Source organism: Streptomyces sp. ICC4 (genome assembly GCF_003287915.1).
GTDB lineage: Bacteria > Actinomycetota > Actinomycetes > Streptomycetales > Streptomycetaceae > Streptomyces > Streptomyces tritrimontium.
Genome location: NZ_CP030286.1, coordinates 7,343,580 through 7,366,241 on the forward strand (window position 1 = coordinate 7,343,580; position 22,662 = coordinate 7,366,241).

Below are 22,662 nucleotides of genomic sequence, written 5' to 3' on the forward strand. Positions count from 1 at the left end.
GAAGTATGGGATCAGCCGGGCTGCCGGTCCAGCGCGGCCCTCCCCGCGGGGACGGGCGGCCCTCCCCGCACGGCTCGGCGGCCGTGCGGGATGTCAGTGGCCGCGGGATCAGCCGCCGTGCCCCTGGCAGCCGCAGCCCTTCGCCGCACCGCGCGGCAGCCCGTCGGTGAACTCGCTCTGCGAGAAGACGGCGAGCACCGTGGCCGGCTCGCCGCCGTGGTTGGCCAGGGTGACCTCCTTGCCGGCCGGCAGCATCGCGAAGGTGCCCGGGGCCACCGTCTTGGCGCCGCAGCCGCACGAGGCCTCCACCGTCCCCGCGACACCCGTGAGCAGCAGCTCGGAGGCGCCGTGCCCGTGCGCCGGGATGGTGCCGCCGGCCGGCACCTGGATCCGGACGGCGGCGAGCTCGCGGAACGGCCCGCCCTCGGGGTCCAGGCGCAGGGCCGGGCCGGCGGTGGTGTCGAGGGTGGTGTCGATGGTCATGCCGAACATGGTGATGTCCTCTGCGAGTCGGTGTGCGGCCGTGCGGTACCTCCGAATTTAGACGACGCGCATCGGCTCAATACGGGGCGAAACGTCCCGACCCGCCGGGCCCTTCGCCCCGCGCGGTACGGGTCCGCCCGCCGCCGTCCGGGCCCGCTCCCGGCCGTGGCAGGCTGGGGCCGTGAACGAGGCACCGCGCGACACGGCACGCAGGACACCGCTCTACCTGAAGGTCGCCGCGGACCTGCGGACCGCCATCACGGCGGGCGAGTACGGCTCCGGCGCGCGCCGGCCCGCCGAGGACGAACTCGCCCACCGCTACGGCGTGTCCAGGGGTACGGTCCGCCAGGCGCTCACCGCACTGCGCACCGACGGCCTGATCACCTCGAGGCGCGGCACCCGCCGGGTGGTCCTCGGCGGCGGCCCGGCCGGGGCGGCGGGCGTCGCCGAGCTCCGCAGCTTCACCCGGTGGGCCCGCTCGCTCGGGCGGGAGCCGGGCGGGCGGACCGTCGCCGTGGACCGGGGCGCGGCCGACGCCGAGGAGGCGGAGCAGCTGCGGCTCGAAGCGGGCGCCCCCGTCCGCCGGGTCCTTCGGCTGCGCACCCTGTCCGGGGCCCCGGTGATGGTGGAGCGCACCACCTACCCGGAGGCGGTCGGCGCCCTGGTCGCGGCCATGCCGCGGGACACCGTCTCGTACTCCGAGGAACTCGCCCGGCACGGCGTCCTGTTCACCGACGCCCACCACACCATCGACCTGGTGGCGGCGGACGCGGACGACGCGGAGCTGCTGGGCTGCCGGGCCGGCGAGGCGCTGCTGCGCGAGCGGCGCCGCTCCACCGACCCGGCGGGGAACCCGGTGGAGTGGTCGCAGGACCGCTACCTGCCGGGAACCGTGGCCTTCACCGTGCACTCGACGGCCACGAGCGCGCTGGGCCGCCGCCTCGGCCCCTGAGCGGCGGCCCCAGGAGCAGTCCCTACAGCAGGAGCAGCCGCTACAGCAGCAGCCCCTCCAGCAGCGGCCGGAAGTGGCCGAAGTCCGGGGTGGCCCGCTCGGGGTCCTTGGCCTGCTCGTCCCAGCGCCGCACGGCCACCGCGTCGGCCGCACCCGGCAGCGCCTCGAAGGCGCGTACCTGTTCGCCGGTCATCGGGCCGCCCTGCACGCGCAGGGTGTGCACGGACGCCTCGGAGAGCAGGCCGACATAGCCGGGCTCGGTCGCGCACAGGTACCGCTTCGCGGCCACGTGGAGCCGGACCGGCCCGGTCACCTCCGGCCCGAACCACCGGGCCAGCCAGTCCGCCCCCGTGTGGCTGTGCCGGTTGTCCAGCCCGTCCTCCATCAGATCGCGGCCGGTCACGGTCCCGTGGAAGTGCCCGACGTCGTGCAGCAGCGCGGCCGCCACCAGGTGCGCGGGGGCTCCGGCGGCCTCGGCGAGGGCCCCGGCCTGGAGCATGTGCCCGGCCTGGGTGACGGCCTCGCCGAAGTACTCGGCGCTGCCCTCGCCCTCGAAGAGGCGGGCCAGCAGGGCGATGGGGTCGGCATCGATGCCGATGCTGTCTCCGAGTCCGAGTCCGAGTCCGGGTTCGGGGGCGTTCACGCGCGGGCTCCTTCACGGCGCAGGACGGCGAGGGCGGAGAGCAGCCCGTCGATGTCGGCGTAGGCCCCCTGGAGGTGGCGCCCGCCCGATTCGGCGAAGGCGGTACGGGCGTGCAGCAGGCGGGTGTTGTCGAATACCAGGCAGTCGCCGGGCGCGAGCCGGAAGTCGAGCCGCAGCTCGGGCCGTTCCAGCAACTCGGCGAAGAGCCGGTAGGCGGCGTAGAACTCCTCCAGGACCGCCGCCGGCCGGTGCAGGGTGGCGATGGAGCGGTTGTTGAAACGGATCTCGCGCACCTTCCCGAGCGGGTCGACGCCGATCAGCGGCCGGTGGGCCCGCAGTTCGGTGCGGGCGTCGGCGAACACGAACTCCACCGGCACCCGGGTCAGCACCTCGAAGGCCTCCGGCTCCCGCTCGCGCAGCAGCGCTGCGGCGTGGAAGCCGTCGACCAGCCCGGAGTCCCCGCCCCGGGCCTCGTTGCGCAGGCAGTGCAGCAGTTGCAGCGTGGGCACCGGGTCCCGGTACGGGTTGTCGGTGTGCGGGGTGATCCGCGCGCCGGTGAAGGCCAGGTTGTTGGGCTCGGCCTCCACGCGTACCTCGAACAGCTCGCCGTAGTTCGTCTCGCGGACGAAGCCGAAGGTGCGCGCCACGTCGAGCACCATCCGGTCCCGGCACGGCACGTCCCGCAGCAGGGCGAAGCCGAGCCGGACCACGCCGTCCAGGACCCGCTCGCGGACCTCGCGGGAGGAGGTGTAGGCGTCCCAGCCCGCCTCGGGGATCCGCCCGTCCAGGTCCCGGGCCGCCCACAGCTCCTTGTCCGCCTCGGTCCGGCCGTCCCCGGTCAGGCGGTGTCCTGAGCGGCCCTCACCCGCGTCGTCCGGGGCGTGGGCGTCGAGCCAGTCGGCCGCGTAGACGGAGCGGTGGCCGTCCGGCTGCCACACCACCTCCCACCCCGGTCCGCCGCCGGCGCCGGCGGCCGGCACCTCGCGCACCGAGCCGACGGCGAGGCCCCCGGGCAGCTCGGTGATCTGGAAGAGCTTCTGGCCGGTGCGCGGATCACGGCAGTCCGCGCAGGGGCAGTTGTCGCGCAGCCAGGGCGCGGGCGGGCGGGTGATCGCCGTCGCGGACATGGGGGCTCCTGTGTCATCGTCCGGGAAAGTTGTATGTACAACTCTCGACGAGCCGCATCGTGGCAGGCCGGGGTGGCCGCCGGATGGCGAACAGGTGACCGGAACCGGATCGCGGGCGCAGCCGTCCATGAGCACATGTGGACGAAGTCGCGGAAGAGACGAAGGGCCGGCGTACTGGCGTGCGCGCTGCTCGCGACCCAGCTGGGCTCGCTGATCAGCCCCGCCTACGCCTGCGGCTGCGGGGCCATGGTCCCGGACGGCGCCTCCCGGATCGGGGTCTCCCGCGAGGCGTCCGTGGTGCGCTGGGACGGCCGGACCGAGCAGATCGCGATGCGCTTCACCGTCGGCGGAGACGCCAAGCGGGCCGCGTGGATCATGCCGGTGCCGGGGCGGGCCACGGTGCGCCTCGGCGACAGCGGGCTGTTCCCGCAGCTGGCGGACCTGACCGGGCCCGAGTACCGGACCCACGGCTACTTCTGGCCGCGCCGGGGCGACTGGCCCTTCACCTCCGACCGGGGTGACCTGGCCGGAGCGCCGCCGCCCGGCGGCCCGGACCCGGGGGTCGGCGTCGTGGGCCGCGAGCGGCTCGGCGACTTCGACGTCGCCCGGCTGACCGCCACCGACCCCGGTGCCCTGCGCGGCTGGCTGGAGGACAACGGCTTCGAACTGCCCGAAGGGCTCTCCACCGAGCTGGAGCCGTACGTGGACCGGCACTGGGAGTACGTCGCCGTCCGCCTCGCCCCCCGCGAGCCGGGCGGGGTCCTGCGGGGCACCCTCGACCCGCTCCTGATCCGCTTCGACAGCGACCGGCTGGTCTACCCGATGCGGCTGTCCAGACTGGCGAAGAGCGCGCAGTCCCTCGGCCTGTACGTGCTGGCCGACCACCGCATGGAGCCCGCCTCCCCGATCGGCGGGAGCGCGCCCGAGGTGACCTTCGCCGGACGGATCACCCCGACGGGCCCGGTCGCCGAATTCGCGGGCACCGCCCCGGTGTTCCTGACGGCGATCGACCAGAGCTTCCCCGTCCCGTCCCGCATCGACGCCGACCACGAACTGCGCGCCACCGCCGCGGACACCGCGTACCGGCGGGTGGAGTACCGCGACGAACTGCGCACGGCGGCCGGCGTCCCGGTCTGGATGCTGACCGTCGCCGGCGTGCTCGTGGCGGCGGCCCTGGGAGTGCTGGGGCTGCTCCGGCGCCGCCGGACGCCGCGGGCGCGCCCGCGCGGCTGAGCGCGAGCGCCGCCCCGGTGCCGTGCCCGGACAAGGCCCGGGCCGGGCCGGGCCTGGAGTCAAGCCCGGGCCGGGCTCGCGCCGGGCCCGGGCCCGGGCCCGCGGCCGGGGCCGTCACCGGGCGGCGGGTACCCGCTCCGACGCGTGCCGGCGGCCGGGCGCGCGCCGTGCCTCCCGGGCCAGTGCCGGGGCGCAGAGCCACCATGCCAGCAGCCCGGCCCCCGCACCGGCCGCAGCGCCTGCGGCGGTGTCGCTGAGCCAGTGCGCGTGCAGCCAGGTGCGGCTCCACATCATCGCCAGCGTGAAGACGGCGCCGCCGACCCACCAGGCCCGGCGCCGGGCGGCCGGGACGAGGAGCGCCCCGACGATGACCACGAGGAGCGCCGCGCCGGCCGCGTGCCCGGAGGGGAAGGAGCCGTGGTCGACCCGGACCAGCGGGTTGGCCGGGCGCGGCCGGTCCACCAGGTGCTTGAGCCCCTGGATCACGAGCATGTTGCCCGCCATGTAGACGCCGAAGAGGAACCCCGCCGACACCCACCGGCGCCGGATGAGCAGGAAGGCCAGCAGGGCGAGCGGCACGACGGATCCCGCCGGGCCGCCGAACAGGTTCAGGACCGTCGCGACCGCCGAGTAGAGCCCCTCGTGCGGCCCGCCCATCCACGCGTGCCAGCGCTCGTCCAACCCCTGGAAGGGCGGACGGAGCACGTCCCGCCGGACGACGAGCGCCAGTACGGCGGCGACCCCGAGCAGTGCGGCTCCGAGGGCGAGCATGCCGGTGCGCCGGCCGCCGCCGTCTGCTTCGGCCGTGGCCGTGGCCCTGGCTGCGTCCGTGGACACGTCCGTGGACGCGGGCACGTCGGGTCTGGTGGGCGGGGTGGCGGGGATCGTGGACATGGCTGCGCCTCTCGCGGTTCGGGGCGGTGGGTTGCGGGAGTGGGGGTGTCTCTTATACACATTTGCGTTTGTGTAGGGGAAGTTCAGCACGAAGGCGAGGGGGCTGACGCCGTGGTCGGGCAGGTCGGCGGGGCCGTCGACGTCGATGAGGGCCTCCACCAGCTCCGGGTGTTCGGCGGCCAGGTGGTAGGCGTTGATCCCGCCGAGGGAGTGGCCCAGGACGACGGTCCGGTCGACGCCGAGGTGGGCGAGGAGGGCGACCAGGTCGCCGACGTAGCCGGCGCGGGTGTACTCCCCGGCGCGGTCGGAGTCGCCGTGCCCCCGCTGGTCGGGCGCGATCACCCGCCACTCGGGGCCGAGGGCGGCGGCGAGGGCGGTGAAGGAGGAGCCCTCGGAGAGGTGGCCGTGCAGGGCGAGGAGGGGTCGGCCGGCGCCCCCGAAGTCCAGGTGGGACAGGGCGCGGCCGTCGATGGTCAGGGTGGCGCGGGTGGGCTGGGCGGTGTTCGTCACGGGAATTCCCCCTTGTTGGTACCGGTGCGGGCCGACGGGGAAATCATACAACCGTCTATGACGGTTGTTCAATACGCTTGTACATCTCCTGTCATCCTCCCGTGGTGGAGCCGGGGCGGACGATCATCAGGACGGTGACCGTCGCCCACAGCAGGTTGAAGACGCCGGTGAGCATGGCGAGGCGAGCGATCGACCGGGAGGCGGGGCCGGAGCCGAGGTCGTGACCGGCGCCGGGGCCGGGGCCGGGAGCCTCCGCGCCGGCGAGCGCGGCGTCCTGGGCGGGCAGGATCAGCAGGGCCAGGATCGCCGCGGCGGCGGCGGTCAGGAGGATCGAGGCGATCAACCAGCCGCTGCCCAGGACCCCGAGGCTGCCGGCCGTGGCGAACCCGAAGACGGGGACCGCGCTGCCGACGGCCGCGTAGACCCGGCAGATGCGGTGCAGCGTCCGCAGGGTGGTGAGCGCGTCCTGGTCGCCCGGGGCGCGGTGGGCGTGACGCATCGCCTTGGGGAACATGCTCGCGGCGACGGTGACCGGGCCGATCGCGACCAGCGCGGCCAGGACGTGCAGGGAGAGGAAGAGCTTCGCCATGGTCAGTGTTCCGCGCCCGCCCCGACGGTACGGCGCCGGCCGCTGACCTTGGAGGCCGGCAGGCGCCCCGCCTTGGAGGTTCCCGTCAGGGTGTCTCCGTCGACCGTCACGGCGAAGGCCAGGTTCAAGCTCAGGGGCGTGGTGACGGCCTGCTTCCAGGTGAGCCGGTCGCCGTCGAGGGCGACGTCGCCGAGCGGGACGTGCTCGCCCGCCCCGTGGGCGGTCCCGGTCAGGGCACCGGCTTCCCGCAGGAGTTCGACCACGGCGGCGATCCTGCCGACGGGGGTGGAGACGGACAGGTCCCAGATTCCTTCAACGGACATGCTGCTGTACTTCCTTACGGTGCTTGCGGTACGGGCGAGGCGCGCGGCGCGGGCAGTGCGGGGCAGGCAGTGCGGGGCGGACGCGCGGTCAGAGGCCGGCGGGCACCGGACCCCTGTCGTGCCAGACGGTGCCGCGGCGCTCATGGGCGAACAGCTCTTCGACGGCGTGGGCGATCCGGGGGCCCACCTCGCGCTCCAGCAGGTACAGGCCCAGGTCGAGACCGGAGGTGACTCCGGCGCCGGTGACTAGGTCGCCGTCGTCGACGACCCGGGCGTTCACCGCGCGGGCCCCGGTGGCTTCGAGCATGTCCAGTCCCAGGTGGTGGGTGGTGGCGTGGCGGCCCTCCAGCAGGCCGGCCATGGCCAGGACGAGCGAGCCGCCGCACACCGCGCCGACCGTCACCTCCGGGTCGTCCATCGCCGCCTTCAGCAGCGCGGGCAGCTCGGTGCTCAGGGTGCGGCCCAGCAGTACGGGGATGAACTCGTCCTGCCGCCACTCCCCGGCCCCCGCGTCATGGTCGGGGACCTCTCCGGGCTCACCGACGCGGCCCGAGGCGCCGGGGACCAGGACCACGTCCGCGCGCCCCGGGTCGAGGACGGCGGTGGCGCGCAGCGTCAGGCCCCCGGTGCCGCTGACCACCTCGCGCGGTCCTTCGGCGGAGACCAGCTCCACGCTCACCGCCCCGCCGGAGGCGGTACCGCCGGCGTACAACACCTCGTAGGGGGCGATGACATCGAGCGGATCGAAGCCGTCGAACAGGACGATCTGGGCGCGCATGCGGGGTTCCTCCGAGTCCGGCGGGCCCGGTCCGCGCCGGGCTCGATCCCGACACTAAGCGGATGGCGCCCTCACCCCCAGTGGCATTGTCGACACCTTTCAACGGGATATCGCCAACGCCGCAGTACCGCCGCTGACCTGCGCAGATGATGCGTCCCGAGGCCCCTCGGACCACGCCTTGGCCTTGGCGGGCGGGTATCTTCTGGCCATGCACACTGTCGCGATCCTCGCGCTGGACCGGGTGATCCCCTTCGACCTGTCCACCCCGATCGAAGTCTTCGGCCGCACCCGTCTCCCGGACGGCCGCCCCGGTTACCGCATCCGCGTGTGCGCGCAGGAGCCGGAGATCGACGCGGGCACCTTCAGCCTGCGCGCGCCCTGGGGGTTGGAGGGGTTCGAGGGCGCGGACACGATCATCGTCCCGGGGACCGACGACCCCGAGGCGCCGCTCGCTCCCGCCGTCCGCGAGGCCCTGCGCGCGGCGGCGGAGCACGGTACGCGCATCGCCTCCATCTGCTCGGGCACCTTCCCGCTGGCCGCCACCGGGCTCCTGGACGGGCTGCGGGCCACCACCCACTGGATCGCGGCCGGCCTCCTCGCCGCCACGTACCCGGCCGTCGAGGTCGATCCGGACGTCCTGTACGTCGACAACGGGCAGATCCTCACCTCGGCCGGCGCCGCGGCGGGACTGGACCTGTGCCTGCACATGATCCGCCGCGACTACGGCTCGGCCGTCGCCGCCGACGCCGCCCGGCTGTCCGTCATGCCCCTGGAGCGCGAGGGCGGACAAGCGCAGTTCATCGTCCACGACCACGCGCCCACCCCTCAGGGCTCGACCCTCGAACCGCTGCTGGTCTGGCTGCGGGGCAACCTGGGCTCGGAGCTCACCCTCGCCGACATCGCCGCCGAGGCGGGGACCAGTACCCGGACCCTGATCCGACGCTTCCGCGATCAGACCGGATCCACGCCCCTCCAATGGCTCCACCGCGCCCGCGTCCGCCAGGCCCAGCACCTCCTGGAGACCACGCGCCACTCCGTCGAACGCATCGGCTCTCAAGTCGGCTTCGGCTCACCCACCGCGTTCCGCGACCGGTTCAAGAAGACCACCGGCGTCAGCCCCCACGCGTACCGCCGCACCTTCAGCTGACCCCGCGCCACCCTCATCGGTAGGCGATGCGGTCGAGTGAAATCGCGCCGGTCCTCGGCCCTGGAGATGAGCGCGAGGGCAGGAAGGACCAGCGAACGAGCGCAACGTTGGGGGCGTTGCTCGCGTCCTACGGCGAGGGCTGGCCCTAAGGGCTGTCCCGTAAACGATCTCCGGCGCCCAGGGGGCGTCTTGTCGATCACGTGTGGGACGTGCTGCGCACGGGGGAAGCGGACTTCCTGCTCTTTTCGCGGGCGGCAGCGGTGCCATGCGGATCGGGATGTACGGGCTTTGCGGAATCGAGTAGGCCGCCTACCGTTCGGCTGTGGGTAGCTCTTTTCAGACGATCGTCGACCTGGACGCCACCGCCCAGGACGGCGTCGCGCACGGGGAGCGGGTGGCGGCGTGGCTGGTGGGCGAGAGAATCGTGGGGCTGCCGGATTACGGTCCTGGGCCGCGGTGGGAGCGGGCGACCGGGTTCCGGGAAGCGAGCGGGAGCGATGGGCTCACCGTTGTCACTGGGCGGACGGTGTTCTTCTCGCCGCAGCAGGGCGGGCCGCCGGTCTGTCCGTACTGCGCGGTGGTGTTCGGGGATGGGCACCGTGAGGCGTTCTCGCCGGCAATGGACGAATGGTGGAACACCGGCTGGGCCGCAGTGCCCTGTCCGGCCTGCGGACGGGTGGTGCCGCTGGCCGCATGGGAGTGGGCTGGAGACGGGCTCGCCTTCGCCTACCTGGGGTTCGACTTCCGGAACGGGCCGGCGCTGCTGCCGGAGTTCGTTGCGGAGCTGGGCCGGGTGCTCGGGCACCGGACACGGTTCGTTCGGGGAAGGATCCAAGGGCTGGTCGCGCGGGGATCGCACGGCGACCCCGGCGCCGACAGCGTGCTCTGGCTGGTGCCCCCGAACCCGCGGTCCGACGGCCCCGGCGAGCCCTACCTGGGCTTCACCCGGGCGGCCTGCGAAGCCGTCGCGGCGCCCGGTTCGGTGTCACGGGACGAGCCTCGAAACGTACCGGGCGACGATGATCCAGTAGGGGACGGCCGTGGTCCCGGGACATCCTCAAGCCCGCCGTCCTGGTCTGAGCCGGCCCCGGCCGGTCCGTTCCCCCTTCTCCAGAAGGACTCCACCGTGCTCGTCGCCCGCTCCCTCGCCCTGTTCGCCGTTGCCGCGCTCTTCGAGATCGGCGGCGCCTGGCTGGTCTGGCAGGGCATCCGCGAGCACAAGGGCTGGATCTGGATCGGTGCCGGCGTCATCGCGCTGGGCGTGTACGGGGTCGTTGCCACGTTCCAGTCCGACGGCAGCTTCGGGCGGATCCTGGCTGCCTACGGCGGGATCTTCGTCGCCGGCTCCATCGCCTGGGGCATGGTCGCCGACGGCTACCGCCCCGACCGCTACGACGTCGTCGGCGCGCTGGTCTGCCTCGCCGGGATGGCGGTCATCATGTACGCCCCGCGCGGGAACTGAACACCAGGGTCACGGCCGGGCCGCGCCTCATGGGCACTGCACCGCGGAATCACCGCGGCCCGGTGCGCGCGGCCGCCCACCGGGCCGTCCGTGCCCGGACACCGCCGGGCCGCTGGCCTCGCGCGCCCGCCGTACGCCCGCGTCCGCGCAGGCCAGTAGACTCGTCGGCTGTGGTGGATACTCAGTACGAAGACCTGTTGCGCCTGGTGATGACCTCCGGGACGGCCAAAGCCGACCGGACGGGCACCGGCACCCGAAGTGTCTTCGGACACCAATTGCGCTACGACCTCTCGCAGGGGTTCCCGCTGGTCACCACCAAGAAGGTGCACCTCAAGTCGATCGTGTACGAGCTGCTGTGGTTCCTGCGCGGCGAATCGAACGTCGACTGGCTGCACGAGCACGGCGTCACCATCTGGGACGAGTGGGCCGACGCGGACGGCGAGCTCGGCCCGGTCTACGGGGTGCAGTGGCGCTCCTGGCCGACCCCGGATGGCAGCCACATCGACCAGATCAGCGAGGTCCTCGCCACCCTGCGCAGCGACCCGGACTCCCGCCGGATGATCGTCTCCGCCTGGAACGTCGCCGAGCTGTCCAAGATGGCGCTGGCGCCCTGCCACGCCTTCTTCCAGTTCTACGTCGCCGACGGCAAGCTCTCCTGCCAGCTGTACCAGCGCAGCGCGGACCTGTTCCTCGGCGTCCCGTTCAACATCGCCAGCTATGCCCTCCTCACGCACATGGTCGCGCAGCAGGCGGGCCTCGAGCCGGGTGACTTCATCTGGACCGGGGGCGACTGCCACATCTACGACAACCACGTCGAACAGGTGACCGAGCAGCTCTCGCGCACCCCGTTCGAGTTCCCCGAGCTGCGGCTGCGCCGGGCGGACTCGCTCTTCGACTACGCCTACTCCGATGTGGAGATCCTCGACTACCGCCACCACCCGGCGATCAAGGCTCCGGTCGCCGTATGAGCGTCGTGGCGAACTCCGGGCCGGACTCCGAGCCGGGTGCCGGGCCGGACGTCCGGCCGGACTCAAGGCTTGACGTCGGGCTGATCTGGGCCCAGACCCTCGACGGCGTGATCGGCGCGGACAACGGGATTCCGTGGCGGCTGCCCGAGGATATGGCGCACTTCAAGGCGACCACCCTCGGGCACCCGGTGGTGATGGGGCGCAAGACGTGGGATTCCCTTCCCGTGCGGTTCCGCCCCCTGGCCGGCCGGCGCAACATCGTGGTGACGCGCGATCCGCGGTGGGCTGCCGAGGGCGCGGAGCGCGCCGGATCCATCGCCGAGGCGCTGGGACTCGCGGCGGCCGGGTCCCCGGACGCGGCCGCCCGCGCGACGGTGTGGGTGATCGGCGGGGGTGAGGTCTACCGTGCCGCCCTGGCCCACGCCACGATGCTCTCGGTGACCGAGGTCGACTCCGCGGTGAAGGGCGACACCTACGCCCCGGCACCGGACGCGACGTGGAGCCTCGAGGAGGACGCCGACTGGCAGACCTCGACCGCGGGCCTCCGCTACCGCATCCTCAGGTACACCCGGTAGGAGCGGGTGGCGGACCGCGCGTCAGCGCATCTTCAGCTCCTGGCCGGGCGCGAGGGCCGCGGAGATGCGTTCGGCGATGGTCTGGGCAGAGTTGCCCTCGGGGCTCTTGGGGCCCTGCGTCACGTTCACCGAGATCGCGAGCTTCTTCGCCGGCAAGTAGGCCTGGATGGCCGCGTATCCGGAGAACGACGGGTTCGTCAGGATCCAGTCGTTGACCACGATCACGCCCAGCCCGAAGTGGTGGGCCTCGGTGTTGGTCAGGAGGCAGGCACTGGCGGGGCAGGAGGCCGTCGCGTGACCGAGGCCGATGGTGCCCGGATCGAGCTGCGTCTTGAAGGACTTCGCTGACAGCAGCTCCCCGGTCCCGATGGCACGAGCGGACCGGTCCAGATCGCAGATGTTCTGTACGAGGACGGCGCCGGGAGCGGTGGTCCACGAGGGGTTCCAGAAGGTGGACTCCTCGTAGGTGCCGCGCTCGGAGGTGAAGGCGTGCACCACGGGGTCGGGGATCTGAGGTGTGAACTGGTTGCTGGTCTCGCTCAGCCCGAGCGGTTCGAACACGCGCTCCGCGAGCAGCCGGTCCAGCGGGAGTCCGCTGATCTTCTCCAGGGCGGCGCCGAGGATCGCGAAGTTGGCGTGCGAATAGCTCCAGTTGGTCCCCGGCTCGTACAGGAGCGGCTTGGCCGTCGCGATGCCGATGACTTGCTCCGGCGTCCACTTGCGAAACGGCGCGGCCTCGAGCGCGGCGACGAAGGCGGGGTCCGTGACGTAGTCGTGCAGGCCCGACGTGGAGCTGCCGAGCATCCGCAGGGTGATCTCGGAGCCGTGCGGCACGTCCGGCAGCCAGCGGGACACGGGATCGTCGAGCGAGGCCTTGCCCTGGTCGACGAGCTGGAGCAGGACGGCGCCCATGTAGACGATGGCCACGGAGCCCGTGCGGAAGTGCATCGACGGTTCGGCCGGGACCCCCGTCATCGATTCCCCGAGAGCCGTGGTGAGCACGTCCCGGCCGTCGGAGGAGACCCGCAGGATCACCGAGTTCAGGCCGAACTCCTTCTGGGCCTGCTGGGCGATGGCCAGGACCTCACGTGCCTCGCCCTGCGCGGGGCCGGGCGAGTTGACGCAGGTTCCCGGGGCTGCGGCGGCCGGCTCCGCGCCCGCCGCCGTCCCGGCGGGAAGGGCCGCGCCCATCAGGCCGACGATGCACACCAAGACGGTACGGGTACGTCTCATTCCCCCAGTATGGGCAGGCCGGGTGCGCGGCGCACTTGGTGGGCGATCCGCAGGTCGGGGCCCCTGCCGTCGGCCCGTGCGGTCAGTGGCCGCGCGGTCAGTGGCCGTGCGGTCGTGGCCGTGCGGTCGTGGCTGTGCGGTCAGTGGCCGTCCGGTCAGGTGCGGGCCCGGAGGTCGAACCAGAACGCGTCCTCGGGCAGGCCTTCGTGGACCTGGGCCCGCAGCGCCCTGGGAATACCGAAGGCCTCGGCTTCACCGCGGTAGACGGCGACCAGCGTCCCCGGTCCCCGCCACCAGGTGTCGGCGAGGCCCGCCACCGACGCCACCGGCTCCAGGCCGCCGAGATCGAGGCCCTCCACGGCGTCCCCCGACAGCGTGGTGGTCCGGCGCGCCCACTGCCGGGCGTGGTGTGCGAGGGCCACGGACTCGACCCACCCCTCGACACCGGCGTGCAGGGGGACCCACCGGGCGCCGCGGATCCCGAACTCACCGTGCGGGCCGATCAGGAAGCTGAACGGGACGGAGGAACGCTGGTCCCCGGCCCAGAACCACCAGCCCGTCCCGGGCGACCCCTCGGGGGTGTCCGCGCCGAACACCAGGGGCCCGCCTTCGTACCAGGGCGCCGGAGGCAGGACGAGACCGCCCCAGCGGGCCTCGAACTCCGCCACCCGGTCGATGACTTCGGCCGGAACCCCGAGGTCCAGCCACTTCGCCCGGTACGGCTCCACCTGCCGGCGTTCCACCCGGACGCCGTGCCCGCTCAGGAAGCCGGCGGCCAGCTCGCTCAGCCCTTGCGACATGCCATCGGTCCCGTAGCCCATTCCGCCAGCCTAATCCGTGGTCCCGACAGGCCGTCAGGCCCCTGGTTTCGGTGCGCCGCGAGACAGGGTCGAGGTGCTCTCCTGGTGGTCGGAAATCGTTGCGAGACACGCCATGTCCGAGAACCTGCGCGAGGAGGTCGCCGCCTCGGGCGTGCGCGTGGTCACCATCGCCCCGGCGCCGTGGAGACCGAGCGCCTCTCCCACACCAGCGACGAGCGGATCAAGACCGACCACGGGGCCTGGAAGGGGTCCGCCGGCCGGGCCACGTGGTCGGTCTGTGCTGGGGTCGGGGCCATGGGAGGACACGGGGACTCCACGGTTCGGGGCTTCGGCGCGGCGCGCCGGATGAAGCCGAGGTAACTGCCTCCGGCGGCGATCGTCAGGAAGAACATCCCGGCGAACATCGGGAAGCTGAGGGCGTCGAAGGTGGCGGCGCTGACCAGGGCGACGAGGGCCGAGGCGAAGAAGGCCTGGCCGAGCTCGCGGTCGGACTCGCAGGCGGCGATTCTCCGGATGGCGCCGCCCTGGTGGATCCCGGTGAGGAACAGGGCCAGGAGCGCGACGAGGCCCAGCAGGCCCATTTCCGCCAGGGTCAGCATGTACTGGTTGTCGGTGAAGAAGTAGAGGTCGGGGGTGAAGGTGCCCAGGCCCCGTCCGAACAGCGGGCGGTCCTCCAGGTAGGGGACGATCGCGCTGTACTTGACGGTTCGGGCCTGGGTGCTGCTGTCGGAGTTCGACAGGAAGGACGCGAAGAGCGTGGTGATCGTGCCGATCAGCCCCGGTACGAGGACCTTGAAGATCGCCACGGAACCCAGGAGCAGGCCGAAGGTGGTCCAGCGCCGCTGCGGCTTCCACCGCGGCACCATCACCAGGACGACGATCAGCGCGCCGATGATGGAGGTGCGCGACACCGTCAGCGGCAGGGCCCCGCCCATCAGGGCCACCGGTGCCCAGCGGCGCCACCGGGTCAGGTGCGCGCGGGCCGGATCGAAGGCCTGCTGCACGGCGAAGGGCAGCATCAGGGCGAGCATGCCGCCGAACTCCAGCGGCTGCGCCGTCGTCGAGCGCGGCCTGGTGAAGGCCCCCCGGTCGAGCGCGGTGATCTGGGCCACGCTCGACTGGAGCCCCGGGATGCTGATCTTCTCGGCGATGTTCGTGGCGGTGAAGAAGTCGTAGTAGCCGATGGCGGCCACCAGCGCCCCCATCACCACGGCCCGTCGCAGCAGGACGTCGAGGCGGGCCCGGTCCTGGATGCCGGCCGACACCAGCACCACGATCGAGACCCAGACGAGCAGTCCGATCAGCCCGCGGTCGGCCCCCAGCACCTCCTTGTGGGTACTGCCCCGGGAGGCGTTCCCGAGGTAGGAGGCGAGGACCGACACGGCCAGCAGCCACATCGCGATCCGGGGCAGCCGGGTGCCGTGAGCGGGCCGGATCCGGCCGGTCAGCCAGGTCGCGAGGTACCAGAACAGCCCCAGGATCGCGAACACGTTGGCCGGGGTGCCCACCCCTCCCAGCCCCGGAAGGGTGAGGTTCGAGGGGATGAAGAAGGCCAGCGCGAGATAGCCGGTGAGCAGCGCGGTGGCGTCCAGTTGCCGGGCCCTGGTCCGCCTGCGCACCCGCGCCGTCGCCCCGGCGGCCGCTCCGCCGGCTTCGGCGGCCCGCGCGGCTTCGACTGCTTCGCGCCGCCGGCGCCGGGACGCGAGCAGGCTCTCCGTCACGAAGGACAGGGTGAAGCCGGCGACCAGGCCGGCGATGAGGACGGCGAGCACCTGTTGGTAGCGGCTCTTGAGCTGGGGCTTGGGGGTCTGCGGGAGCACCACCGGGGCGGTCTGCACGAAGTAGGCGGGTTGTACCTTGGCCGCCGACTGGAGGGCGTTGAGCTGCTCCCCGGCGAACGCGGTGAGCGTGCTGGTCTCCTTGAGCACCTTGGCCCGGTCGTTGCCCGTGACCGTTAACGTGAGCATGGGGCCCGAGGTGTTCGCGGCGAATCCGACGGTGTAGGGATCGGTGACGCCGAGCCCCTGCAGGTCCCGGGCCGCGTCGGCCCCCGACAGGGTCCTGATGAGCACGTCGGCGGTGACGACCAGCGAACCGCCCGCGTTGGAGATGGGGTTGCCGAAGGTCGGAGCCAGTTCCGCGACCGCCGAGGAGTCGAGCAGCGCCACCGAGCTCTGCGACTGGTAGGACACCGGAACCGACTCGTACAGGTGCAGGCCGGCGAGGATTCCCATCATCGTCAGGGGCATCATCACGTACCAGCGGCGCCTCAACACGGCGCCTATCTCACCGATGTTCACGAACGCCCCCCATGAGGGCCGGGAACCGATGGCGGGCCGACCCGCGTCCTGGGAAGATCGATCACGACGGAAGGAATCCTGTGTCGCCTGGTGAGTTGTTCCGCACGCTGCGCCGCCGCTGGTACGTCCTGGTGCTGGCGGCGGCGCTCGCGGCCGCCGGAGCCCTGCAGGTGCTCCGCCCCACCCAGACCTACGTGAGCACGGCGATCGTCGTGCTCAAGCCGCCGGTGACCGGCAACCAGCCCAACCAGCTCGCCAACCTGCAGCCGCCGCTGGCCGCGGTCTCCTACGCGGCGGTGCAGCAGTTGGACTCCCCGGACGGGGAGGCCGAGTTGCGCGCCGCGGGGGTGGAGGGCGAGTACCGGATGACACCGCGCAACAGCGGCACGAGCGTCACCCCCCGCTATCTGATCCCCTCGCTCCAGGTGCAGGCGGAGCACGTGGACCCCGTCGTGGCCGACCGCTCCGTCCTGAAGGTCGTCGAGGTCTACACGAAGCACCTCTCGGACATGCAGGCCGAGCAGCGGATCCCGGCGGCGGCGCGGATGAGCGTGACCCTCCTCGTACCGCCGACCTCGGTCGCGCAGACCGGTACGAAGAGCCGTGGCCTGGCCGGGACGGCGCTGCTGGCCGTGGTCGGCGGAGTCGCGTGCACGCTGTGGACCGACCAGCTCCTGACACGCCGGAGCCGGAGCCGGCGCGAAAGCGCCGACGCCGGTCCGCAGGAGACGGCCGAAGGCCGTGTACCCGCGGCCGCGGCGGCCCGCTGAGGAAGCGGGCCGCCGGGCCGGGTGTGCCCCAACCGCGGGGCGGTGGTGCGGATGGTGCATGTGGTGCGGGTGGTGCGGAGAATTCATCAAATCCCTCGGCGTTTCCAGGACTGCCACCAGAGCCACTCGCGCCCCCGGTCGGCGAAGGCCGAGAGCACCAGCGGCTGGAGGTACGGCATCACGCGTGCTCCGACCCGCCGGCGCCTGCGCAGCGCCCCGTACTCGGCGAGCTCGGTGTAGTCCGGCCGGCATTCGGCGGCGAAGGCCTCCAGCTCCTCGACCGGGACCACCCCGGTGCGCCCCCGGTCGTAGGCCCGGTACGCCCTGCGCAGGGCGTACCGGGCGAGCCGGGTGCGCGCCGCCGCCGACAGCCGGGCGGCCTCCGGGAGGAGGCCGCCGCACTTCTCCAGTACGGAGTCGAAGGCGACGAGGCGCTGGCGCAGGTCGTCGAGCTGCCCGCCGAAGTCCGTGGTGGACATGTTGTTGCCGTGGACGCGGTAGAAGGCCTGGTCGGCCCCCCGGACGTAGCCCACGTCGGCGTGGGCCGCGAGCCGCATCCACATCTCGATGTCGCCCGCGTGCGGAAGCTCGGGGTCGTAGCCCCCGACCTTCCGCTGGAGGCTGGTGCGCACGACCACCTCGGGCGAGGTGATGCACCCGGTGCCCTCCCTGAAGCGCCGCTCCAGCCACCACCGCCCGGGGTAGACCACCGATCCGGTGGTCCGGGTGCGGGCCTCGGGCAGCGGCCCGCCGTGCTGGAACCGCAGCGGCCTGCCGTAGGCGAAGCCCGCCTCCGGGTGGGCGTCCAGCAGGGCCGCGGCGCGCACCAGGGCGCCGGGGACCAGCCGGTCGTCGGCCGAGAGCAGGGCCACGTAGTCCCCGTCGGCCCACTCCAGCAGGCCTTCGTTGTACGTGGCGATGTGACCCCGGTTGCGCTCGTGGACCCGGACCTCGATCCGGGGGTCGGCGGCCGCGAGGGCGCGCGCGACCTCCGCCGAGTCGTCGGGCGAGGCGTCGTCGATGATCAGTACCCGTACGTCGACGCCCTCCTGCTCGTCCAGCACGCTCTTGACGCAGTCCGCCAGGAAGTGGCCGTACTTGTAGCAGGGGATCACCACGCTGACGGTGCTCACTGGCCGGCCACCTCCGAGCCCTGCGCCGCGAGGCCCGACGGTGCCGTGGTGCTGAAGACCGGGCCGACCCAGTAGTTCACCGAGCCGAAGGTGTTCGTGGGGAAGACCGTGGCCGACCCGTACTTGTAGAGGCCGTTGGCACCGCCGCTGCCGTCGGCCGGAGCCACCAGCGGATAGGAGCGGTGCGCCGCCGTGAAGTAGCCGCCGTCCACCGAGTACTTGCCGTTCGGCGCGTGGTAGGAGGCCACGTAGGTGGTGCCCGCCGTGATGGGCACGGCGGTGGTGAAGTGGAGCTGCTGCCAGCCCGACAGGGTCTCGCTGCCGAAGGTTCCGGTGGCCAGCAGGGTGCCGTCCTGCGCCCAGAGGCTGCCGGTGTGGGTGCCGGTGTTGCCGGCGCCCTTGTAGAAGGTCACGCCGGTGACGTAGCCGCTGACGGTGGACTGGAAACGGGTGCCCAGTTCAACGGAGTTGGTGTCGTCCCCGACGTTGGCGGTGGTCGGTGTGGCGGCCGGACCCCACAGGGTGCAGGGGCAGTTCACCACCGGCGGGGTCGTGCTGGTGGTGAAGTTCCAGGTCACCGGCGCCGCCATGGCATTGCCCCACAGGTCTTCGGCCTGCACCGAAGCCGTGTAGGTGGTGTTCAGCTGCAGTTCGGAGGACGGGGTGAAGGTGGCGCTGTTGGAGGCGTCGAGGCCCTTGCTGCCCGGGACGGTGACGCCGCCCGCATCCTTGAGCGTGAACACCAGGGTGTCGGCGTCCACGGCCGTGCTGAAGGTGGCCTTCACCGCCGCGGTGATCGCGGTGCCGGTCGCCGCCGACTGCGGTGTGGTCGAGGTGACCGTGGGAGGCGTGGTGCTCGCGGTGGCGGTGTCCAGGACCGCGTCGACCCAGTAGTTGCTGCCGGACGAGGCGCTGGACGGGAACCCGCCGGTGCCGCTGTAGCGGTAGACGCCGTTGCCGCCGTCCGTTCCGCTCTTCAGCGCGGTGAGCGGGGCGAGCCCCGCTGCGGAGGAGGCGAAGGTGGTGTCGAAGGAGTACCCGCCGTTGGGGGCGAAGTACGAGGCGATGTACGTGGTGTTGGCCTTCACGGGGACCGGCGAGGAGAAGTTCAGCTGCTGCCAGCCGGACGCCGTCTCGTTGGTGAAGGTTCCCGTGGCCAGGCGCTGTCCGGAGCTGCTCCACAGGCTGCCGGTGTGGGTGCCGGTGTTGGCCGGCGACTTGTAGAAGCGGACGCCCGTGATCGAACCGGGGGCCGAGGAGCGGATCTTGGCGCCGAGCTCGACGGCGCTGCCGTCACCGGCGTTGACCGTGCCCGGCACGGCCGAGGCCGGCCAGACGGTGCAGGGGCATTGCTGGGGTCCCACGGTCAGCGGCACGGTGGTGGTGGCGCCGATGTTGACGCTGTCGTCCACCGCGCGGACCTTGATCTGCGCGGCGCCGGGGACCGTCGGGGTCCACTTGTAGCTCCAGGACCCGACGCCCGTGGTGGCCTTCCAGGTGGTCCCGCCGTCGGTGGAGACCTCCACGCGGGCCACGACGCCGCCGCCGGTGTCGGCCGAGGTGCCGGTGATGGTCACCGGACGCAGCGCGGGCACGGTGGCGTTCGCCGCGGGGCTGGTCACGGTGATGGTCGGGCCCGTGGTGTCCGTGGAGGCGGTGGCCGCCACCAGGTTGCTCTGCAGGGACTTGGGCTGGACCCCCATGTCGGCGAAGATGTTCACCGTCGCCTGCTGCATCCGCTTGTCCTCGGTGACCACCGCGTCGTCCGGGTTGCCGGTCGGCATGTTGGTCAGGCCCCAGGACCACTGCACGGTGCCCGATCCGAAGACCAGGGCGTGCGAGGTCTGGTCCCGGAAGGCGACGAGGCTGTGCGTCGCGGTCCCGTTCCCGTAGGTGTTGCCGTAGTCCAGGCGGTACTTGCCGTCGTTGATGTCCACCGTGGTGGAGGACATCGCGATCTGCCCGGCCGGGCGCGCCGCGTCCTCCACGTCGCTGTCCCACTCGTAGCCGAGCGTGCCGACGGGGAAGGTGGCGGTCTGCGAGGGGGTCAGGTTGGCGACGGTGGTGTTGCGCCACAGCCGCATCTTCGCGTAGGCGCCGGGCACGGTGATCGCGTCGCTGCGGTAGCCGTTCACGCTGAACAGCGAGCCGGTCACCTGGTTCTGCGGCTGGAAGGGACGCCCGTTCGTGGCGCTGGCCGGGTCCATGAAGGTGCCCGTCCAGATCCCGCTCGGGTCGGGGATGCCGTTGGGCTGCGGGAAGGAGAGCTTGGTCTCCTTGTAGCAGACCAGCGTCCGGTTGGCCGTGTTGGCGCCGTCGATGCTGGGGGCGAGACGGGTCTTCCAGAAGACCTCGTTGCCCGCGAAGTACGTCTGGTTGACGCCCGCGCGGCGCGCGTTCAGGGCGTTCGTGAACTGATCCTGGGTCCAGTACTCGTCGTGCCCCGAGGACATGAACACCTTGTGGTTCTGGAGCTGGGCGGCGCCCTTGGTCGACATGTCGATCCCGGACATGTAGCTGACGTCGTACCCGTTGCGCTCCAGCCAGGCGATCATCTGGTACTCGGACCCGTAGATCCCGTTCTCGCCGCCGATGTCCATCGGCCGGTTGTAACTGACCTCGTACGCGCGGCCGTCGGGCGCGGGCCCGGCTCCGTCGTAGAGGTCCTGGCCGCCGTAGTTGTTGTACGCCTGCCAGGTCTGGTCGGCGGTCTGCACCACGATGTCGGAGTGGCTGGAGTCGTTGCGGACCACGAACGGGTAGGGCATCACGCCGTTGCCGTCCGCCTGGTCGAAGTTGGCGATGTAGAGGCCCGAGACGGCGTCGGAGGGCACCGTCCACGTCGAGGTGACGGGCCAGTTCCCGCAGTCGACCAGCCCGGTGGTGGGCTTGGTGGTGCAGCTGTGCGGGCTGCCTCCCGCGGGGAAGTTCGCCGGGAAGGTCTGGGCCGCCTGCGCCGCGGTCGACATCAGGCGGGCCCCGTCACCCCCGTAGTGGCCCAGCCGGTAGACCGACACCTTGTACGCGGTCGGCGACTGGACCTTGAACTGCACGGTCTCACCCGCCTGGACGCTCATCTGGGCGCTGAAGCCCTTGATGTCGCCGTAGGCGCTGGGCGCGAACCAGTCGGACATCGGTGTGCCCGGCTTGGAGTTCTCGCACACGATCGCGTTCGTGCCGGGACCGCAGGGGTCCGCCGCGTCGGCCACCGCGAAGGGAGGTAAGACCGTGGCCGTGAGAGCCGCGACCGCGGTGAAGAGGCCGTACCGGAGCAACCTTGTCCGTCTGTTCATCTGTACCTCTTTGTGTTTTGCGTCAGCACAGTGCTGGTCAGCGCAGGGCGTCGATGAGCGCGCCCACGACCCTCTGCTGGTCCGCGGCGGTGATCTGCGGGAAGAGCGGGAGGGAGAGCATCCGGTCGGCGGCGTCCTCGGCGTGCGGGAAGGCCCCGCGTCCGTGGCCGAGGTGGCCGAAGGCCGGCGTGAGGTGGACGGGGGCGGGATAGTGCACGCCGGCGCCGATGCCCTCGGCGTTCAGCTTGCCGACGACCGCGTCGCGGTCGGCGCCCCGGACCCGGACCACGTACAGGTGCCACACGTGGACGTTGCCCCTGTCCGTCACCGGCAGGGTCAGGCGTCCGTCGGCGGCGACATCGGCGAGCAGCTCGTCGTACCGGGCGGCGGCGGCGCGGCGGGCCGCGTTGCCGTCGGCCAGCCGGGCCAGCTTGGCGCGCAGCACGACGGCCTGCAGTCCGTCCAGGCGGCTGTTGAACCCGGCCACGTCGTGCCGGTACTTGGCGACGCCCCCGTGGTTGGCCAGCGCCCGGACCAGGTCGGCGGTCTCCTCGTCGTCGGTCACCACCGCGCCCGCGTCCCCGTACGCGCCCAGGTTCTTGCCCGGGTAGAAGCTGGTCGCGGCGATCCCGCCGGTGCCCGGGGAGCGGCCGCCGCGGGTGGCGCCCTGGCTCTGCGCGGCGTCCTCGACGAGCCTGACGTGCGAGGGCAGCAGTGCGGCCAGCTCGGCGGCGGGCGCGCACTGCCCGTACAGGTCGACGGGGACCACCGCGCGGGTGGCCTTGCCGACCGCGTCGAGCGCGGCCTGCGGGTCGATCAGCAGGGTGTCGGGGAGGCAGTCCACGAGGACCGGCCGGGCGCCGATGCGGGCCACGGCGCCGGCGGTGGCGACGAACGTGTTGGCCGGCAGCACGACCTCGTCGCCGACGCCCACCCCGCTGGCGCGCAGGGCCAGTTCCAGTGCGTCGGTGCCGTTGGCGACGCCGACGCAGTGGCCGACTCCGGCGAACTCGGCGTACTCGCGCTCGAAGGCGCGGACCTCCTCACCGCCGATGAAAGCAGTGCCGGCGAGCACCCGGTCGAAACCGGCGCGTATCTCCTCCGCGACCTCGGCGTGCGCCGCCTTCAGGTCGACGAGCGGTATCTGGTTCATCCGGCTGTGCTCCCCATCCGTGTCTCCGGCCCGCGGCCGGTCTCCGACTCATCGGCCCGCAGCTCGTCGAGCGCCGGGCCACCCGCCTCGCGCAGTCGGCGGGCCGGGCTCCCGGCCCACACCTCGCCGGGCGGCACGTCGGCCAGGACCGTGCTTCCCATCCCGGTCAGCGACCAGGCGCCGACCGTCGTGTACTCCCGTACGAGCGCGCCCGCGCCCGTCTCTTGTTCCCGATGTGCTTGCCGACCGCCGCCTCGGAGACGGTGAGCCGGCGG

At 72.5% G+C, this 22,662-nt stretch carries 21 protein-coding genes and 1 pseudogene; 7 read left to right on the forward strand and 15 right to left on the reverse strand.

Translation table 11 applies throughout. The features are described from left to right. Window positions 1-108 precede the first annotated feature (108 nt). Window positions 109-483, reverse strand: coding sequence for a cupin domain-containing protein (locus DRB89_RS34485; RefSeq protein WP_162688846.1), 375 nt, complete (start codon window positions 481-483; stop codon window positions 109-111). A 181-nt stretch (window positions 484-664) separates the two neighbouring features. Here DRB89_RS34485 and DRB89_RS34490 point away from each other — a divergent pair, with 181 nt between their 5' ends. Beyond that, window positions 665-1,435 (forward strand): GntR family transcriptional regulator, encoded by a 771-nt coding sequence (locus DRB89_RS34490; RefSeq protein WP_112463565.1) that lies wholly within the window; start codon window positions 665-667, stop codon window positions 1,433-1,435. A 40-nt stretch (window positions 1,436-1,475) separates the two neighbouring features. On the opposite strand, the gene DRB89_RS45240 is transcribed toward DRB89_RS34490, so the two are convergent. Beyond that, the gene (locus DRB89_RS45240; RefSeq protein ID WP_239516481.1) at window positions 1,476-2,078 is read right to left on the reverse strand and encodes a phosphonate degradation HD-domain oxygenase; all 603 of its coding nucleotides are present in this window, start codon (window positions 2,076-2,078) and stop codon (window positions 1,476-1,478) included. Next, window positions 2,075-3,205, reverse strand: a complete 1,131-nt coding sequence (locus tag DRB89_RS34500) for a TauD/TfdA family dioxygenase (RefSeq protein ID WP_162688847.1) — start codon at window positions 3,203-3,205, stop codon at window positions 2,075-2,077. The genes DRB89_RS45240 and DRB89_RS34500 overlap by 4 nt, the downstream gene beginning before the upstream one ends. 135 nt (window positions 3,206-3,340) lie before the next feature. Between DRB89_RS34500 and DRB89_RS34505 the strand changes: the two genes are divergently transcribed. Continuing rightward, window positions 3,341-4,438, forward strand: coding sequence for a DUF2330 domain-containing protein (locus DRB89_RS34505; protein WP_112463566.1), 1,098 nt, complete (start codon window positions 3,341-3,343; stop codon window positions 4,436-4,438). Window positions 4,439-4,552: 114 nt separating this feature from the next. Here DRB89_RS34505 and DRB89_RS45245 read toward each other — a convergent pair whose 3' ends face one another. The 5 genes and pseudogenes from DRB89_RS45245 to DRB89_RS34530 all read right to left on the reverse strand — a co-directional run bounded on the left by DRB89_RS45245 (window position 4,553) and on the right by DRB89_RS34530 (window position 7,532). Beyond that, window positions 4,553-5,095: a phosphatase PAP2 family protein gene (locus DRB89_RS45245; RefSeq protein WP_275435599.1), complete on the reverse strand. Its 543-nt coding sequence runs from the start codon at window positions 5,093-5,095 to the stop codon at window positions 4,553-4,555. A gap of 42 nt (window positions 5,096-5,137) precedes the next feature. After that, window positions 5,138-5,842: pseudogene (locus DRB89_RS46435) on the reverse strand (alpha/beta hydrolase); the annotation flags it as partial. Window positions 5,843-5,933: 91 nt separating this feature from the next. Then, entirely contained in the window at window positions 5,934-6,431 is a 498-nt protein-coding gene (locus DRB89_RS34520) for a hypothetical protein (RefSeq protein ID WP_112452204.1), read from the reverse strand. A 2-nt stretch (window positions 6,432-6,433) separates the two neighbouring features. Next, window positions 6,434-6,754 carry a hypothetical protein gene (locus DRB89_RS34525; RefSeq protein WP_112452203.1) on the reverse strand — a complete coding sequence of 107 codons (321 nt, stop codon included), beginning with the start codon at window positions 6,752-6,754 and terminating at the stop codon, window positions 6,434-6,436. 88 nt (window positions 6,755-6,842) lie between these two features. Then, entirely contained in the window at window positions 6,843-7,532 is a 690-nt protein-coding gene (locus DRB89_RS34530) for a DJ-1/PfpI family protein (protein WP_112452334.1), read from the reverse strand. Between the two features lie 208 nt (window positions 7,533-7,740). Here DRB89_RS34530 and DRB89_RS34535 point away from each other — a divergent pair, with 208 nt between their 5' ends. From DRB89_RS34535 to DRB89_RS34550, 4 genes are all read left to right on the forward strand, one after another. Further along, window positions 7,741-8,679, forward strand: coding sequence for a helix-turn-helix domain-containing protein (locus DRB89_RS34535; protein ID WP_112452335.1), 939 nt, complete (start codon window positions 7,741-7,743; stop codon window positions 8,677-8,679). 1,126 nt (window positions 8,680-9,805) lie between these two features. Then, a complete protein-coding gene (locus DRB89_RS34540) occupies window positions 9,806-10,141 on the forward strand; it encodes a YnfA family protein (protein WP_112454204.1) in 336 nt (111 codons plus the stop codon). A gap of 170 nt (window positions 10,142-10,311) precedes the next feature. Further along, a complete protein-coding gene (locus tag DRB89_RS34545) occupies window positions 10,312-11,109 on the forward strand; it encodes a thymidylate synthase (RefSeq protein ID WP_112452336.1) in 798 nt (265 codons plus the stop codon). Then, entirely contained in the window at window positions 11,106-11,684 is a 579-nt protein-coding gene (locus DRB89_RS34550; protein ID WP_112452337.1) for a dihydrofolate reductase, read from the forward strand. The genes DRB89_RS34545 and DRB89_RS34550 overlap by 4 nt, the downstream gene beginning before the upstream one ends. Window positions 11,685-11,705: 21 nt before the next feature. On the opposite strand, the gene DRB89_RS34555 is transcribed toward DRB89_RS34550, so the two are convergent. The 3 genes from DRB89_RS34555 to DRB89_RS34570 form a co-directional block, all read right to left on the reverse strand. After that, the gene (locus DRB89_RS34555) at window positions 11,706-12,917 is read right to left on the reverse strand and encodes a serine hydrolase domain-containing protein (RefSeq protein ID WP_239516482.1); all 1,212 of its coding nucleotides are present in this window, start codon (window positions 12,915-12,917) and stop codon (window positions 11,706-11,708) included. Window positions 12,918-13,072: 155 nt separating this feature from the next. Next, the gene (locus DRB89_RS34560; RefSeq protein WP_239516483.1) at window positions 13,073-13,717 is read right to left on the reverse strand and encodes a hypothetical protein; all 645 of its coding nucleotides are present in this window, start codon (window positions 13,715-13,717) and stop codon (window positions 13,073-13,075) included. A gap of 182 nt (window positions 13,718-13,899) precedes the next feature. Further along, window positions 13,900-16,038 carry an O-antigen ligase family protein gene (locus DRB89_RS34570; RefSeq protein ID WP_239516484.1) on the reverse strand — a complete coding sequence of 713 codons (2,139 nt, stop codon included), beginning with the start codon at window positions 16,036-16,038 and terminating at the stop codon, window positions 13,900-13,902. An 80-nt stretch (window positions 16,039-16,118) separates the two neighbouring features. On the opposite strand from DRB89_RS34570, the gene DRB89_RS34575 reads away from it, so the two are divergent. Next, a complete protein-coding gene (locus DRB89_RS34575) occupies window positions 16,119-16,808 on the forward strand; it encodes a hypothetical protein (RefSeq protein ID WP_162688848.1) in 690 nt (229 codons plus the stop codon). 86 nt (window positions 16,809-16,894) lie between these two features. On the opposite strand, the gene DRB89_RS34580 is transcribed toward DRB89_RS34575, so the two are convergent. Genes DRB89_RS34580 through DRB89_RS34595 form a run of 4 tightly spaced genes read right to left on the reverse strand, consistent with a single transcriptional unit; the run spans window position 16,895 to window position 22,548 of the window. After that, window positions 16,895-17,941 carry a glycosyltransferase gene (locus DRB89_RS34580; protein ID WP_112449484.1) on the reverse strand — a complete coding sequence of 349 codons (1,047 nt, stop codon included), beginning with the start codon at window positions 17,939-17,941 and terminating at the stop codon, window positions 16,895-16,897. Beyond that, a complete protein-coding gene (locus DRB89_RS34585; protein ID WP_112449485.1) occupies window positions 17,938-21,234 on the reverse strand; it encodes a DUF4082 domain-containing protein in 3,297 nt (1,098 codons plus the stop codon). Before DRB89_RS34585 ends, DRB89_RS34580 begins: the two co-directional genes overlap by 4 nt. Window positions 21,235-21,271: 37 nt before the next feature. After that, window positions 21,272-22,387, reverse strand: coding sequence for a DegT/DnrJ/EryC1/StrS family aminotransferase (locus DRB89_RS34590; protein ID WP_112449486.1), 1,116 nt, complete (start codon window positions 22,385-22,387; stop codon window positions 21,272-21,274). Then, on the reverse strand, window positions 22,384-22,548 hold the full coding sequence (locus DRB89_RS34595) for a hypothetical protein (protein ID WP_239516485.1): 165 nt from the start codon (window positions 22,546-22,548) through the stop codon (window positions 22,384-22,386). The genes DRB89_RS34590 and DRB89_RS34595 overlap by 4 nt, the downstream gene beginning before the upstream one ends. Between the last annotated feature and the right edge of the window lie 114 nt (window positions 22,549-22,662).

Bases quoted from the DNA above. Each gene is read 5' to 3' on its own strand.
- DRB89_RS34485 (WP_162688846.1), bottom strand. From the start codon at position 483: ATGACCATCGACACCACCCTCGACACCACCGCCGGCCCGGCCCTGCGC.
- DRB89_RS34500 (WP_162688847.1), bottom strand. From the start codon at position 3,205: ATGTCCGCGACGGCGATCACCCGCCCGCCCGCGCCCTGGCTGCGCGAC.
- DRB89_RS34505 (WP_112463566.1), top strand. From the start codon at position 3,341: ATGTGGACGAAGTCGCGGAAGAGACGAAGGGCCGGCGTACTGGCGTGC.
- DRB89_RS45245 (WP_275435599.1), bottom strand. From the start codon at position 5,095: ATGGGCGGGCCGCACGAGGGGCTCTACTCGGCGGTCGCGACGGTCCTG.
- DRB89_RS34520 (WP_112452204.1), bottom strand. From the start codon at position 6,431: ATGGCGAAGCTCTTCCTCTCCCTGCACGTCCTGGCCGCGCTGGTCGCG.
- DRB89_RS34525 (WP_112452203.1), bottom strand. From the start codon at position 6,754: ATGTCCGTTGAAGGAATCTGGGACCTGTCCGTCTCCACCCCCGTCGGC.
- DRB89_RS34530 (WP_112452334.1), bottom strand. From the start codon at position 7,532: ATGCGCGCCCAGATCGTCCTGTTCGACGGCTTCGATCCGCTCGATGTC.
- DRB89_RS34535 (WP_112452335.1), top strand. From the start codon at position 7,741: ATGCACACTGTCGCGATCCTCGCGCTGGACCGGGTGATCCCCTTCGAC.
- DRB89_RS34550 (WP_112452337.1), top strand. From the start codon at position 11,106: ATGAGCGTCGTGGCGAACTCCGGGCCGGACTCCGAGCCGGGTGCCGGG.
- DRB89_RS34555 (WP_239516482.1), bottom strand. From the start codon at position 12,917: ATGAGACGTACCCGTACCGTCTTGGTGTGCATCGTCGGCCTGATGGGC.
- DRB89_RS34560 (WP_239516483.1), bottom strand. From the start codon at position 13,717: ATGTCGCAAGGGCTGAGCGAGCTGGCCGCCGGCTTCCTGAGCGGGCAC.
- DRB89_RS34585 (WP_112449485.1), bottom strand. From the start codon at position 21,234: ATGAACAGACGGACAAGGTTGCTCCGGTACGGCCTCTTCACCGCGGTC.
- DRB89_RS34590 (WP_112449486.1), bottom strand. From the start codon at position 22,387: ATGAACCAGATACCGCTCGTCGACCTGAAGGCGGCGCACGCCGAGGTC.
- DRB89_RS34595 (WP_239516485.1), bottom strand. From the start codon at position 22,548: ATGGGAAGCACGGTCCTGGCCGACGTGCCGCCCGGCGAGGTGTGGGCC.